Genomic DNA, 15,487 nt, shown 5'->3' with positions numbered 1-15,487 from the left:
TATAAGAGATGCACTTAAATAAACTCATAATTATAAATTACAGAAGCTGTCAGAAAGTTCAAATTGAATTTGAGAACAACGAACCAAATATCTTAATTGGTATTAATGATAGTGGCAAATCATCAATATTAAAAGCAGCAGAGCTTTTATTTATGGATAAGCCCGTTTTTAGTTTTATAAAAGATAATAGTGCAAAAAATGATTTATCCAATACAACATTGCTAGAAGAAGAATTACAAGCAATTATTGAACAAAACAATTTACCAAATTTTTCATATGATGGTAGACAATGCTTGGTTATTGCTAAATTAGACATTGCTGAAAATGAACTAACCCAAGAGTTTCTTCAAACATTATCCGCAACCGCCAGATGGTCGTTAGAATCTAACGATTCAAATTTTTTATGGATAGCAAAAGTGTTCGATACAAATAATAATAGTACGAAATCTTATGTTGTTCTTAATGATTTTGATATAGGAGAAGCAAATTATCTTGCCGCACATGCACTAACAAGTACCCAGTTGACCAGACTAGTTGCTGACATGGCAATTCCACCCGAACTCTTACAAAATGAAAATAATGCTGGTCCTCTTTCAAATATTGAAAAGGTTAGAGCTATATATCAAGTACGACAGCCAACGCCTATTTGGCAAGAATTTAAATTTGAAAAAGCAGATAAAAACCTACTTCCTACTTTCCGCTATTTAGATTGGAATTGTTCTTTGGATGAAATAAAATCTTTGGCAGCTGATGCTATGGACGGATTAGTAGAAGAACATTTAGCCCCATTGAAAGTACAAGCAAGAGGCACAGCTCAAATTGTTACCGCAGGTATTAATGAAAAACTTGAAGAAATACAGACAATAATTGGTGCCGATTTCCCTAACATAACAGCTATTAAAACAAAAGTATATATTGATGTAAAGGAATCTATTACCGATATCGTTATCAATAAAGCAAATGCCGATGGAGATATACATCTAGATGCTCAGGGAGAAGGCATTAAAAGGCAGATATGGTTTGCCATGATTAAAGCTGCTGCTATAATAACAGCCAATGAACTTGAACATAACCATAACAAGTTTATATGGGCATTTGATGAACCAGAAACCCACCTATATCCAACGGCACAAAGACAATTATTTGAAATAATTAGAAATATTTCAAGCGGAAATGTACAAACCATTTTAAGTACACACTCTACAATTTTTATTGACAGAACCAAATTAAATGCAATAACTGGTACAATTCAGGATGGTAACGGATATACAGAGCTTTATGGAATAGATGATATAGATGCTGTTTATGAAAATTTAGACATTAGAAATAGTGATTTTCTATTTTTTAATAAGTTTTTAGTGATTGAAGGAGATACAGAGGCTTATTTAATCCCGAAGCTTTATAAGATTTGGATAGGACATCTTCCAGAAGAAGATAATGTGCAGATTATCAATATAAAAGGAAAAGACAAATGGCTAGAAGCCAAACAAATTCTAGAAAGCATTTTTAGAAACTTTAAGAAGGATGTAAACAATTTGGTTTTTCTTTTTGACAATGATGCTTCATACAAGATTGGTGGGGATGCAGTAACAGAAAACATGTTTTTTGTAGGCATTCAAGATATTGAAGATAGTATTGATTCTAATGTTTGGGTAAGTATATGTAATGAAAAACTAGCTGAATGGGAGCTTACAGTTTCAATAGAAGAGATTGAAGAATTAAAAGCATCTATCCCCAACGACCGCTTTGCTAATAATAACGAAAAATTTTACCCAAAACTTCAAAAACTATTAAAAGATAAAGTTAGAGAACATTTACAAAATCCCATTACATATAACATACTATCTGATAAAGGAAGTGATTCTGGTGAAATGATATTAAGATATATAGAAAATGCTGGAATGATAAACCAAAGAATTATAGATGCTTTTAATAGATTAAATAGTAATTAAGTTGGAAGCGATTAGTATGAAGGTATTTCTGAAAGAAACAACATAACGAATAGACATCTTAAGCAAAAAAGTTAATCAACCCTATAAAAATATACTAGTAGCAAAAATGGCCAATCAACCTTTACCACATACTGCAATACCGACATGGAGTGGATTTATTTATCAAGGTAGAGTCGCACTCTATCACATATTGAAGCAACTTAATATTAAAACCGAAGATGAAATAAATGAATTGGTACTCCAAATAGATTCCATAGAAGATTTTACCATATTAAAGTCACTTGCTACTGGTGGACATACTCCTGTTTCTATGCATCAGGTTAAGGCCGTCAAAAGTGCATCATACACAACTTACAAGGGGGATTTTGAACAATTGGAAAAAAAATGGACAGCTATTGGATTACAAACTGTTGAAGCTTTTTTTCATCTAGCAACTCAAAATGAAAAAACTAAGGTACAAATTGAAGATTTGCATCCTAACATGAAAATCTACGAATATGAAAATAATGCCGAATCATGTTCTTTAAATGATATTGGTATAAAAATTAAAGAGCAAATTATCCTAACACTTCAAAAATATAATATTACTGGTCATAATAATCCAGATACCGTTCAATTATTAAGCGAAATACTAGAAAAAATCATATCTGATAAGGTAATATACATTCATGCCCTAAATCATGGTGGAGCTGCCATAAGAAATGTTGCTTATGACAATCCTATTCCTCTACAAGATTTCTTAAATGCAATGAGAATAGATATAGCTTTACTTGTTCAAGACGAAGTTTATTTTGAAAACAAGATTAGAAATAATCTTAATCGATATTATCAGGAGTTCTGCTTAGATTGTGAAGATGATCAATTAAGTCCCGAATTAAAAACCAAGATGGATAAATATTCGATACTTTTCAATTCTTACGACACTACCACTTTCAAAGAATTTCTACAAAATATAAGACCTCATAAAAGTGTTTCTTATGAGAATTTACAGCAATATACGGACTTAAGCCTCAATGAAGATGAAATGAAAGATTCTTTCTATCAAATACTATTTACCATTAAAGAGTCTAATGGAGCTGAGGGAATCGGTTGGGTTTGTTCTGAAAGCAAACAATATTTCCCAACCTCAATAGACTATTCCAATTCTGAATCAAGTAAGAAAAAAGTAAGTGAGCGGATAATTAAAACAGCTCTGAATAAAATGGTAGACGTTCCTTTTAATTCTGATTACTTAATCACTTTAGAATGCAACGTTGACAATATAGAAGCCTATGCAAACAACATCAGTCATGTCAACTATGTTGATACTGGCGAAGCCGAAAGTGACACAAAAATCACCCAATGGAAAAAAGTTAGCTTAATTGATTTAGAAACAGCAAAAAACAAATTAAATGATTGATCTAATAAATAGAATATTCCAAGCTGCAGAGCTCGAAGAAAAACCTAATACAGATTTCAAAACCTATGTTTTGAAAGAGCAAAAAAATTATTGGGTCATTGCTCAGTACGATGGCGATAACATCAATAATGTATTAAACGACCAAATAGAGCTATTTGTAAAAACGAAAGAACTCGTACAAGAATCGACTTTTGATAAAAACGTAAACCTGTTAATATTGAATAAGGTTCCAAAATTACAAGATGTTAAATTTGATAACCTGCTACACATTGAAGAGAATCCATACCACTTCAAGAAAAGTATCTTGTATTACACTGATGAAGAGCTAAAAAATTTAAATGCTACAATTGGTGAATCAAATGCACTTACTGCCATTGAAACACTTATTCTGAAAGACGAAATATTTGAACAGCACAAAACGAATTTTGATGCGAACTCGTTTGAGTCATTGATTTATCGAATAGCTATTAAAATACCTTTTATTAAAATAGGAATCACTCAAACCAATAACCTTAAATCTCTTGAAGAAATAAATAAAAAGTCTGTTGAAAACAATCCACTTGACGAAATTTTGGAACAGGATTTTTTTATGCTCGATGAGGAAGATTTTAACGCAATGACCAATGAAACTATTCTTGAAAAATTAAAAGCAATACTACCAAATGAAGATCAACAAAATTAGAATCCAGAATTTTAAGGTATTCGAAGACACCATAATAAATTTTAATTCTTCTGACATTATTGTATTTGACGGTCCGAACGGTTTTGGAAAGACAACTATTTATGATGCAATAGAATTAGTCCTTACAGGCAAGATAAGAAGATATACAGAACTAAAAGAGAAATTAATTGATGGAAGAGAAAATTTTTCTGAAAATCCATTTCAATATTCAGACGGAATAGGCAAAGACATTTTGATCACAATTGAGCTAATTAAAAATGACCAAACCTATATATTAGAGCGATTTGCAGATGCAACACATATAGAGCCATACATAGATTTTTCTGTTTACAAGCTTTTTACAAAAGATGATTTCTTATCTGACAATAGAACTCCTGTTGAGGATGAAAATCTATTTTTAACAGACTTATTAGGTAAAAATTACAATTCTAATTTCCAATTTCTCAACTATGTAGAACAAGAAGAATCTCTATTCCTGCTCAAACATCCTGACAAAAAAAGAAAAAACCATATTGGTCACTTATTTGATCTAAAAGAATTTGAGCAAAAAATCAAGAGAATTGCTGATCTAAAAAAGAGGGTTGATGCAATTTTCGCCAATGAAAATGAAAAATTTGGAATCCTTGAGCAGGAAGTGAATCAAATAAAAAGCAATATCATTGCGGATGAAACGCCTACTTCTTTTGTAAAATTATTAGAAAAAAAAGATTTATTTTGGGATCAGGAGGAGATCAATTCATCAACATTTAATTATTTAGATATTATAAGCACTGACGGAGTTCTTGACCGCTTAAAGACATTTGTTGAACGAAAAAGTCTATTCATTCAGCATAGGAAAAATAAAGCTGTTGACTATCTTTTTGAAAATGAAAACCTGGTAAATAACTTTTTTAAATTTCATAATTTTTTATCTAAAAAAGATGAGATAAGGGAATTACGAAATAAAGTAACAGATCTTCAAAATATAATAAAACAACTGGAATCTTTTAGTCATAATACGGTGGAAGAATCAATTGACTTGAATCCGTATGATTTCCTTTCAAATGATTTAAAAACTACTTTTTCTTTAACCAAACAGACACTTATATCTAGTCATAAAGAGCTCTTAGGATTAGATAGAATTTATTCAGACATTTCAATATCTAGAAATGATCTAATAGAGGAACTTACAAACCTAAGAGAAGCTGGGGTTTCTAGTGGAGAATGTGTTTTGTGTGGCTATAACTGGAAAAATATTGAAACGCTACTTATTCAAATCGAAACTAAATCTGAGCAAATCAAAGAAATCAATTCCGATAAAACCAATCGTCTTCAGGAAACATTTAGAGAATTTAAATCAGAAACGATTAAACAAATAATAGAGCTGATAAATATTCACCTTACTTCTCTTAATTATAATAAAGAATTTGCTTCACAGTTACTTGATTTAGATGACAATCATTTTAATGATCTTATAAAAGTTCTTGGTATTCTCGAAATTGATTATTCACAGTATCTAAGTGACGAACAAATATTAGGTGTAGCTGACAAATTAGAGCCATTTAAGAAGGAAATCTCCATTATAAAAGACACAAGTAATGCAGAATTAATAGAAACGTATTTTTTGGAGTATTTCCGGGAATATTTTAACAATGAACTTAACCAAGTAGATTCTGTGACTATTGAACAAATTGAAGCAAAGAAAAAATACTTATCTCACAAATTATCATTAAGTCAAAATCAAATTTTACAAACTAAATCTGCATTATTACTAGAGGCAACAAAAAAGAGAGACACAGCAAAAGAAGTTTCTCTAAAATTGAATAGATTAAAAGGCACATATAATTCATCCTTAAAATCTTACCAGAGAAAAATAATAAAAGACATAGAAACAGTATTCCATATATATTCAGGCAGGATTATGCAATCTTTTCAAGGCGGGATAGGTCTGTTTATTTTTTCCGAAAAAGAAGGAATACGCTTTCAAACAGGATCGCAAAAAACCTATGATGCTGTCTTTACTATGAGTTCTGGACAATTGGCAGCATTAATTATTTCTTTCACTCTAGCTCTTCACAAAAAGTACTCCCAAAACAAATTAATTTTAATAGACGATCCAGTGCAAACTATGGACGAATTAAATCTTTATGGATTTATTGATTTGCTAAGAAATGAATTTTATGATAATCAAATAATTATGTCCACTCACGAAGATATGATGTCAGCCTTTATGAGATATAAATTTAAAAATTATAATCTCTCAGAAAAACGTATTAATTTAAAGGAACTTGCTATGGAATAAAATTAAGCTAAAAAACAACTGATCATGTCTAAACCTAATCTCTTCGATTTCAACTATACGCTCGATCTTCCAGATCAAGCTAAATTCCCATTGAATTTGAAAGAGCAGGCACGAACAGTCAGTGATATTTTGGTAAACGACATCCAAAATACCGAAGACTATGTCATACTTACTGGTTTTACATCCCTTTCCAACTTGATTGATGTTTTTGGTACAAAAGATTATCCCAAACTAAAAAGGCTCCGAATCGTCATCGGGTTTGATCCAGACGAACGTGTCGGCAAAAGACTCCCGCATTACTCGCTATCCACCGAAATTAAAAATTATTGGGTTAAACAAAATGTCAGCATCAAACTATGCGGGCCAATCCTCAATATAATTGAAAAAATACAGGAAGGCAAATACAATTTCAGAGTAAAAGACAGGCTTCATGCAAAAATCTATGTAGGAGATACCGCCGCAATATTAGGCTCCTCTAATTTCAGTAAGTCGGGAACACGTATCCAAACCGAGGCCAACATACGAATACAACCAACCCTTTCTAAAGTTGAAAAGGATCAATACGATGATATTAAACGTATTGCAGAGTATTACTATAAAGAGGCCAATGATTATAATCAAGGACTTATAGAACTTTTTTCAAAACTATTGAAGGATGCAATCTGGCAAGAAGCATTAGCAAGAGCCATTGCAGAAATATTGGAAAGTAAATGGATGAAAGATTTTCCGGTATTATACCAAGCGCTGATTACCCACAATTTATGGCCATCACAAAAAATGGGCATAGCACGAGCCATGAAAATCATCCAAGATCAGGGAAGAGTACTTGTAGCCGACCCTACCGGAAGCGGCAAAACTAAATTTGCAACAGCTCTGGCCTATACGTTATTTCACTGGTTATGGGAAAATGGATTGAAAGACCGCTCCAACGCATTGATCATCTGCCCCAAACAAGTGATAGAAAATTGGGAGAAAGAACAATCCCATTTCAGTCTTTATAACAAGATAGAGTCTATGGGCAAGCTAAGCGTTGGTCATGATAAAAATCAAAAAAGCTTACAGAAAATGATTGAGCATTCGGATATCTTGGTGATAGACGAAGCGCATAACTATCTCCACCCGAATTCAAAGAGAAGCCAGGCCATTGCGCCTAAAGGCTCCAGTCATGTTATCCTTTCTACCGCTACCCCAATCAATAAAAAAGCCGATGACCTATTACGATTAGTAGAACTGTTGGACATTGACAATCTGAGTGACGATGATTTGACCACTTATCTAGAACTTAGAAAAAACAGGAAGAAGAATGTAGACAAAAAACATCTGGAGCAACTTAAAGGATATATTAACCAATTTATTGTAAGGCGTACGAAAAAGGAGCTTAATAAGATGATAGAGCGTGAGCCAAAACATTATCGAAACAGGCACGGCAAAACGTGTAAATATCCTAGAACCTTGTCAGAAACGTATCCAACTGGAGAAAACGAAAATGATAAAACAATTGCCCAACAAATCTTAACACTGATACAACAGCTTAAAGGAATACATTATTTGCAAATATTAAGAATACCTGATTTTTTAAAGAAGGAAGACGAAAAAGTCCATTATATCAACCAAAGATTTACTTCGGCTACAGCCCTTGCAGGCTATATGATACGGGTAAACCTTCGCTCCTCTCGCTGTGCTTTATATGAATACCTTTACGGAACAGCCGAAGCAAACATTAGATTTTCGTTAAAATCCACTAAAAACACTTCTGGTAACATTTTAGAAAAAATCCAAAAATGTGGATTGAAATTGCCAAAACAATACGTAGAGAACCAGCTTTTAAGTGAAAACCATCAGTGGCTTTATGATCAGGCAAAATATGATGAAGCCTGTAATCAAGAAATTGCTATTTACAAAAAAATTGGTTCACTATTGGAAAAGCTAAGTGGAGAACGTGAATCAAAAAAAGCGGATGTCCTCATTGAAGCCGCTATCAAGAATAATAAAATATTAGCTTTCGACTCAACCGTTATTACGCTCGATTATCTCAGCAAACTTATTACCGACAAACAAAGCAAAGTAAGGGCAATTGTGGCCGCTGGGCATAACAAAACAAACCGAAATCAAGTAATGGAAAACTTTGCATTGGGTGCAGCTACCGATGAAAAACTCATTGCCTTGTGTTCAGATGCCATGTCAGAGGGCATTAATCTTCAAGATGCAAGCTGCCTGGTACTGTTAGATATGCCAAGCGTGCTAAGAATTATTGAACAACGCATCGGTAGACTAGAAAGGATGGATTGTGAACATGACCAGATCACCGTACTATGGCCCGATGATTCAGAAGCTTTTTCCCTAAAAGGAGATAAGAGAATGATTGACACTTTGATGGTTACGGAAAACTTGATTGGTAATAATGTAGAAATACCAAAAACTATATATGAGAAATACCTCAAAGATGACTTTAACACTCAGAATATAATTAATGCTTTTAATGAATATACGGCAACAGAACATGAATGGGATGGAGTAAAAGATAGCACCCAATATTTATACAGTTTGATAGAAGGGCCAGATGCTTTGATAGATCATGAAACGTATGAAATGTATAAGGATGTGGATGCTACAGTCAAAACAGCAATAAGTTTCGTGGAATCTGACCTGAATTGGTGCTTTTTTGCTTTTAGAGGCAGTACTACAAAAAGTCCTAAATGGTTACTAATAGATGAAAAAGGTAAAGGCCACACCGACTTTTCAGAGATCACTAATAAATTGAAAACCTATCTGGTTAAAGATAACATTATTCAAAGAAAATGGAGTGAGGTAGATACGGCATTCCAAATGACTAGAATTATCCAGAAGCTTCGAAGAGAAGAGAAAAATCTATTGCCATGGAAAAAGAAGCGTGCACTAGAAAAAGGTGAAAGCATACTCGCAAAATACCGCGACACCATTGCTATACAAACTGACAAGCAAAAGTGCGAAAAACTGATTAAACTGTTCAATCCAAATGCCGATGAAGAATACGTTGACCTTGACCATTTTGCCGATTTGTGGTTAAGTATCTTGATTCCGGAACTGGATAAATTAAAGGCCACTCAAGCAAGAAGGAGAAAAATTTATACATTAAGAGACTTGAACATTCGTAATGTAACTATAACAACCGAACGACTGGATTGGCTACTGGAAAACTGCCAATATTCAAGTACTCTAGATGAGATGGTTTCGGCTTGTATAATAGGCACTTCTAAGCTTTAAACTTGAAGCTTAAAGCCATTTTAGTGCTAAACACTAAATTCATGTTTATATTTGGATACTTTTGTATTTTAGTTCTAAATACTTCAATTTTAATCAGGGTTTTGTATCTTTGCTTAAGATTATATCGTTCTCTAAGTCAAAACATTATGAAGGTTTAGGTTGTGGCAAAATCGTGGCAAAGTAAACCAATGATATAAGAAGCCCAGCATTTATGCGGGTTTTACGCATGGGGTTCGACTCCCATCTTCTCCACAAGTAAAAACCTTCGGTGAAAACCGGAGGTTTTTTTGTTTATATTAGTTATTGAGTTACATGATTGAACTAATTAATTTAATTATGAAATATTTTGTATTAGTTTGTTTTTTGCTAATTATGAGTTGTAAGTTAGGGAAAGATGCAAGTACTCTCGATTCCGTCATTGGAATTGCGTACACAAAAAAATAATTCAAATTGATGACATTTTAAAAATTAAATAGCATGATTACAAAAGAAGAAGCCCACGATATACTAAAAAAATATCTTGGAAAAAAAAGGCGTGATTATGTTACCATTAGTCCTGTTAATGAGATACAATTAAAAGAAAATAAGAAAATCCTATACGGAGATCATGAAAGTGAATACTTAACCGTCTATATAGCGGGTTACAGCACTTTGTGGGGTGTGGAGGAACGGGGGGTAGTCGTATATATAGCTGCAGAAACAGGTGATGTATTATATTCGCTATCATCACACGGCTGGGTTGAAGAATTAGAATAAAGGATTATAAAGATATATTGCTGTCTTTGAAAATGTTACCCCAATATGTCAGATAGTTTATTCATACAAGTTTAATTATGAAATATTTTGTATTAGTTTGTTTTTTGCTAATTATGAGTTGTAAGTCAGGGAAAGATGCAGGTACTCTTGATTCTGTCATTGGAATTGCGCACAGCAATAAAACCGGAGCTATATTATGTAGTGATAGTGAAAAAGTATATCGAATTGCAGGTTTAAGGCGTTGGGATACTATTTATGAAGGTAAAAAAGTAAAATTAAAGGGTAATTTTAGATTTGTAGATGCGGAAGCTATTCATAGGAAGAATTCTGCTAATGTTTCTTCACCTGTATTAAAAAATCTTGCGTATCAGGGTTATCCCCAATTTTATTCTGTGACAAATGCTACATGGGAATTGTACACCCCTGATTAATCTAACTCCCCTAACAGTACAGGTGTGTAATAAAAGCTAAGTATTTTGGGAGTATTCGTAATTAAATTTAATGTTTTACATGAAAAGATGTTTACAATGTTGAATACGTGAAAGCTGATGGTTAAAGCTGTACTTCTTTTTTTATTAAGTCTGGCCTATGTAAGTTGTAATAATCAGTCTATGGATAGCTGCATTGTTAATGGAACTAATGACTATTGGTTAGTTTATGATGAAGCAGAGCCGGGATATTTAGGAGGTGCTTATTTTAAGTTTAATGCTGATGGGACTTCTACTCACTATCGAAAAAAATTAAATGGTGAATTTGAGCAAATTACTAAAGATGGGGATTTAATTTTTGATGATATTGATTGGGTAATATCAAAAGACAGTATTTTAAAATGGGGTGAACACTCGTTGGATATTGTTGACTATAATGACAATACATTTATTTTATATTTAAATAGGCGGGATAGATATTTGTTTCTGTTTAAAGAAAAAAAGGATTCAAATAGAAAAGGGAGTCAATATTATATAGATAAACGTAAAGAGTATCCTGAAAAATATCCGGAGCCTTATTCGTCAGTCAATAATCAGTAAGTTAATATATTGAACTAGGTCGATGATAGGTGTATTTTTGCAATAAAATCAAAATCTATTTAAATCTTTTATAAAAGAGTTCGATAGCTATCCCATCTTCTCCACAAGTTAAAAAGCCTTCGGTGAAAACCAGTTTTTTTTAAAATTATTTGCGTAGTTAAATAGCTACACATATATTTGTAGTCAAATAACTACGCAATGAATTTAAGACGTGATGTTTTTCAGGCAATAGCCGACCCAACAAGAAGGTCGATTCTTATGCTGGTGGCTACACAGGCAATGACCGCAGGTACTATAGCCTCAAATTTTGATACCGCAAGGCCTACTGTTTCAAAACACTTACAGATACTTACCGAATGTCAGCTACTAAGACCTGAGCAAAATGGGAGGGAGATATACTACCACCTAAACCCCGAGAAGATGAAGGAGATTGCTGAGTTTATTGAGCCGTTCCGTAAAATGTGGGATGAAAGGTTTAACAGGCTTGAGGATGTAATGAAGAATTATCAATCAAAAAACGAACAATAATGGAATTAAAAACAAAAATTCATGCCGAAGATAACCGGCAGGAGCTTGTAATTACCCGAAAATTTGATTTACCGGTAGAACTTCTTTTCAAAGCTTATGAAGATGCCGGTTTGTTTGCTCAGTGGATGGGAACAAACGTAGTGAAGCTGGAAGCTAAAAAACATGGCAGTTACAGGTTTGAAACTACCAGTCCCGAAGGGCATGTGGTGTTTAGTGCTAACGGTACTTTTCATGAGTTTGAGCCAAATAAAAGAATAGTACGCACCTTCGAAATGGAAAACACTCCTTTTGAAGTACAGTTGGAATTTTTGAAGTTTGAAAAACTGACTAATGATACCAGTCAGCTTACCATGCATATCGTGTACAGGTCGGTAGCGATGAGGAACCAAATGCTACAGCTTCCGTTTGCACAGGGGCTTAATATGGCTCATAACCGACTGCAGGAAATAGCTGAAAAACTAAAATAGGGGAGTTATGACAAAGCGTAATAAAATTATTTACTGGATTGCTACCATTTGGCTGGCTTTAGGAATGCTCTCTACAGGGATAGTACAACTACTGAAAACAGAAGATGAAGTAACCAAGATAACCCAATTAGGCTATCCGGTTTATATTCTCACCATTTTAGGGATATGGAAAATTTTGGGTGTAGTGGTAATGCTCCTGCCTAAAATGCCTGTTGTTAAGGAATGGGCTTATGCGGGGTTCTTTTTTACCATGACGGGGGCAGTGGTGTCTCATTTGGTATCGGGTAGCCCGGTGGGAGAATTATTCGGTCCGGTATTATTGATAGTGCTTACTGTGGTATCATGGTATTTAAGACCTGAATCAAGAAACACAAACCAACTAAAAACGATAAGTAATGAGCAGTAAAAATCAATTATCACACGACCAGTCGCAGGAATTACTAAAGGTACTCAAATCCCGTTTTGAGAAAAATATGGTTAGGCATGAAGGGATAAGCTGGGATAAGGTGCAGGAAAAACTGGAAGCCAACACTAATAAATTATGGTCGCTAGATGCTTTGGAAGAAACAGGAGGTGAGCCCGATGTTGTAGGGTTTGATGCCAAAACAGGTGAGTATATTTTTTACGACTGTTCTCCCGAAAGCCCTAAACGCAGGAGTTTATGTTATGACCGTGCAGCACTTGAATCGAGAAAAGAACATAAGCCTAAAGACAGTGCTCTTGATGTTGCAGCGGCTATGGGTGTAGAGATTTTAACCGAAGAACAATACAGGGAATTGCAAACGCTTGGTAAGTTTGATACCAAAACATCGAGTTGGGTTAAAACCCCTGATAATATAAGGCAACTGGGCGGAGCTGTATTTTGTGACCGTCGTTATGATACGGTTTTCCTGTATCATAATGGTGCCGAATCGTATTATGCTGCCAGGGGCTTTAGGGCTTCGTTAAGGGTTTAATAGCTTAGCATTGGCTTTATACCTTTTTTTTGCCGAATTTTGATGCCGGATAATTAACCATTCCGCCAAAAGAAATAATATGCCTACAGACAAAAGCAAGCAGCAGAAATCAGAATTACATCCCCGCAATAAAAACAGGGAGCGATATGATTTGGATGCGCTTAAAGGCTGTACTCCCGAGCTGGCAGGTTATATTAAACTGAATAAGTTTGGTGATGAATCGGTTGATTTTTCCAACCCAATGGCGGTAAAGCTGTTAAACAAAGCCCTGCTTAATCATTATTATGGCATTGAGTATTGGGACTTCTCTGATAAAAACCTATGTCCTCCCATACCCGGGAGGGCAGACTATATTCACTACGTGGCCGATTTGCTTGCAGAAGGGAATAATGGTAAAATCCCTGTGGGGGATGCTATTACCTGTCTTGATGTGGGAGTGGGTGCGAGTTGTATTTATCCTATACTTGGGGTAGCCGAGTATGGCTGGAAGTTTATAGCCTGTGATGTTAGTACCGAGTCTATAGCATCTTCAAAAAAGATAGCTGAAGCCAACGATAAGCTCAAAGGAAATATAGAGTTTAGGCAACAGCAAAATCCCAAGCATATTTTTACGGGGATAATAAACAGTACCGATAAGATAGATGTAACACTGTGTAACCCTCCTTTCCATGCTTCGGCAGAGGATGCCCAAAAGGGAACTTTAAGGAAACTTAAAAACCTACAAAGGAAAAAGGTGAAATCACTACAACTTAATTTTGCGGGTGTAAGTAATGAGCTTATTTACGACGGAGGGGAATATAGGTTTATTGTGACCATGATTGCCGAAAGTAAAAAGATTGCCAAAAATTGCCGTTGGTTTACTACGCTGGTTTCAAAAGAAGCTAACCTAAAAGGGATTTATAAAGCGTTAAGCAATATAGGGGTAACCCAAACCCAAACCATTGCTATGGGCACAGGTAATAAAACTACGCGTATTGTAGCCTGGACGTTTTTAAGTGAAAGCGAATTGAAAAAAGGGTAGGGCTATTTAACTGGCTTTAGCCTCTTCATTTAAAAATACTTCTTCCTCGGGAGGGAAAATAGATTCCCCTTCAGAGAAATCAAGTATCTCGGCGGTAATCACATATTTAATAATTTCGTCAATACCTTTTTGCAGCATTAACGGGGTAGAATATTTACGGCTGGTAGCCAGTACGAGTCCGCCAATGGAGAGCCTGAAAAAATGTTTACCCGATGGGGTAGCATTTTTCCTGAAAGTAAACTTATGGACATCTTCTGTTATGGCTTCTATTATCCTTTGGCAATCAGATTTTTGCTTACAGCCTATACTGGTAAAAATCGTTTTTCCCTTTCTGGATGTGAAAACAAATTTATAATCTCCGTTGTTTCGTTTACTTATCACGAACATCCCCATATTTCCTGCAATAATTTTTTCTTAGACTTGTTTTTACGTGGCTCTTAATAGTACAAATCTAAATAAAATAAGGGGTGGTTAAAAGGTCTGTTAACTAATATTTATCAAGAAAATGAGGCGCGCAAACCTAAACATTGGCTAAATATTTTTTAATCAGCAGGGTTATGAAACTAAAAAATCCGCCAATACTTAAAGTATCAAGCGGATTTTTCGTTGGACGAAAGTTGTTGTTTTAAACTATAGTCTTATAATTCCTGTAACGTAAGGAGCTCCTCCGTTAAGAGGTTGGAAAATTTCAACGATAGCTTCCCATACTACCTCTGCAGGTGGCATAGAGGCTGTACATTTAAAACGGTAGTTTTTACCGGCTACAACCTGTGTAGATACGCTTTGCGGAGTGTATTTTACACCTACAAAACCTTTCATTGCCTGATCGAATACTGCTTTGTCTTCTGCAGTTAGTGGATGAAAAGGAGTCCATCCTCCTACTAATGTTGCTTCTAATGAATTTTGAGTTGACATAATCTTAATAATTTTTTAGTTGGTTTTCTTACTCGTTAGGCTTTTCAGAAATAAATACCGCCCGTTTATTTAAGTGGTTATCTGTTCCACTTTTTTATTTGTAAATCAATTGATTAGCTTTGCTAAGTTAGTAAGGTAAAAACATGTATATCTGCGTAAAAATTACGGTTTTAAAAAATCCCGTAATTTTACTTAAGTGTGTTAAAAAGTGAAGGAGTTCACTTAAACCCTTTTTTAACTGCCTAATTTTTAGTATAAT

At 34.3% G+C, this 15,487-nt stretch carries 15 protein-coding genes; 13 read left to right on the top strand and 2 right to left on the bottom strand.

Going from position 1 to position 15,487, the window contains the following annotated elements; translation table 11 throughout:
- The first annotated feature begins 8 nt into the window (after positions 1 to 8).
- From Q763_RS11970 to rlmF, 13 genes are all read left to right on the top strand, one after another.
- Positions 9 to 1,952: an AAA family ATPase gene (locus Q763_RS11970; protein WP_035134577.1), complete on the top strand. Its 1,944-nt coding sequence runs from the start codon at positions 9 to 11 to the stop codon at positions 1,950 to 1,952.
- Between the two features lie 106 nt (positions 1,953 to 2,058).
- Complete coding sequence (locus Q763_RS11965; protein WP_035134575.1) at positions 2,059 to 3,351, top strand: ABC-three component system protein; 1,293 nt, start codon at positions 2,059 to 2,061, stop codon at positions 3,349 to 3,351.
- Positions 3,344 to 4,033 (top strand): ABC-three component system middle component 1, encoded by a 690-nt coding sequence (locus tag Q763_RS11960; RefSeq protein WP_035134574.1) that lies wholly within the window; start codon positions 3,344 to 3,346, stop codon positions 4,031 to 4,033. Before Q763_RS11965 ends, Q763_RS11960 begins: the two co-directional genes overlap by 8 nt.
- Positions 4,014 to 6,314, top strand: a complete 2,301-nt coding sequence (locus Q763_RS11955) for an AAA family ATPase (protein ID WP_035134573.1) — start codon at positions 4,014 to 4,016, stop codon at positions 6,312 to 6,314. Before Q763_RS11960 ends, Q763_RS11955 begins: the two co-directional genes overlap by 20 nt.
- Positions 6,315 to 6,338: 24 nt before the next feature.
- Positions 6,339 to 9,557 (top strand): SNF2-related protein, encoded by a 3,219-nt coding sequence (locus Q763_RS11950; protein WP_035134572.1) that lies wholly within the window; start codon positions 6,339 to 6,341, stop codon positions 9,555 to 9,557.
- A gap of 477 nt (positions 9,558 to 10,034) precedes the next feature.
- On the top strand, positions 10,035 to 10,313 hold the full coding sequence (locus Q763_RS11945; RefSeq protein WP_035134561.1) for a hypothetical protein: 279 nt from the start codon (positions 10,035 to 10,037) through the stop codon (positions 10,311 to 10,313).
- 77 nt (positions 10,314 to 10,390) lie between these two features.
- The gene (locus tag Q763_RS11940; protein WP_157499422.1) at positions 10,391 to 10,744 is read left to right on the top strand and encodes a hypothetical protein; all 354 of its coding nucleotides are present in this window, start codon (positions 10,391 to 10,393) and stop codon (positions 10,742 to 10,744) included.
- Between the two features lie 117 nt (positions 10,745 to 10,861).
- Positions 10,862 to 11,341, top strand: coding sequence for a hypothetical protein (locus Q763_RS17530; RefSeq protein ID WP_052123426.1), 480 nt, complete (start codon positions 10,862 to 10,864; stop codon positions 11,339 to 11,341).
- A 198-nt stretch (positions 11,342 to 11,539) separates the two neighbouring features.
- Positions 11,540 to 11,869: an ArsR/SmtB family transcription factor gene (locus tag Q763_RS11930; RefSeq protein ID WP_035134557.1), complete on the top strand. Its 330-nt coding sequence runs from the start codon at positions 11,540 to 11,542 to the stop codon at positions 11,867 to 11,869.
- Positions 11,869 to 12,336, top strand: a complete 468-nt coding sequence (locus Q763_RS11925) for an SRPBCC domain-containing protein (protein WP_035134556.1) — start codon at positions 11,869 to 11,871, stop codon at positions 12,334 to 12,336. The genes Q763_RS11930 and Q763_RS11925 overlap by 1 nt, the downstream gene beginning before the upstream one ends.
- Positions 12,337 to 12,343: 7 nt before the next feature.
- Positions 12,344 to 12,742 carry a DoxX family protein gene (locus Q763_RS11920; protein ID WP_035134550.1) on the top strand — a complete coding sequence of 133 codons (399 nt, stop codon included), beginning with the start codon at positions 12,344 to 12,346 and terminating at the stop codon, positions 12,740 to 12,742.
- Positions 12,732 to 13,292, top strand: a complete 561-nt coding sequence (locus Q763_RS11915) for a DUF4256 domain-containing protein (RefSeq protein ID WP_035134548.1) — start codon at positions 12,732 to 12,734, stop codon at positions 13,290 to 13,292. The genes Q763_RS11920 and Q763_RS11915 overlap by 11 nt, the downstream gene beginning before the upstream one ends.
- A 79-nt stretch (positions 13,293 to 13,371) precedes the next feature.
- Positions 13,372 to 14,313 carry a 23S rRNA (adenine(1618)-N(6))-methyltransferase RlmF gene (gene rlmF, locus Q763_RS11910; protein WP_035134546.1) on the top strand — a complete coding sequence of 314 codons (942 nt, stop codon included), beginning with the start codon at positions 13,372 to 13,374 and terminating at the stop codon, positions 14,311 to 14,313.
- A gap of 6 nt (positions 14,314 to 14,319) precedes the next feature.
- On the opposite strand, the gene Q763_RS11905 is transcribed toward rlmF, so the two are convergent.
- Both Q763_RS11905 and Q763_RS11900 read right to left on the bottom strand, forming a co-directional pair.
- Positions 14,320 to 14,706 (bottom strand): YegP family protein, encoded by a 387-nt coding sequence (locus Q763_RS11905; protein ID WP_035134544.1) that lies wholly within the window; start codon positions 14,704 to 14,706, stop codon positions 14,320 to 14,322.
- A 237-nt stretch (positions 14,707 to 14,943) separates the two neighbouring features.
- On the bottom strand, positions 14,944 to 15,228 hold the full coding sequence (locus tag Q763_RS11900) for a hypothetical protein (RefSeq protein WP_035134542.1): 285 nt from the start codon (positions 15,226 to 15,228) through the stop codon (positions 14,944 to 14,946).
- Positions 15,229 to 15,487: the final 259 nt, after the last annotated feature.

Origin of the sequence: Flavobacterium beibuense F44-8, from assembly GCF_000769915.1 — a bacterium.
GTDB classification, from domain to species: Bacteria; Bacteroidota; Bacteroidia; order Flavobacteriales; family Flavobacteriaceae; genus Flavobacterium; species Flavobacterium beibuense.
This window is presented reverse-complemented; position numbering and strand designations above follow the sequence as displayed.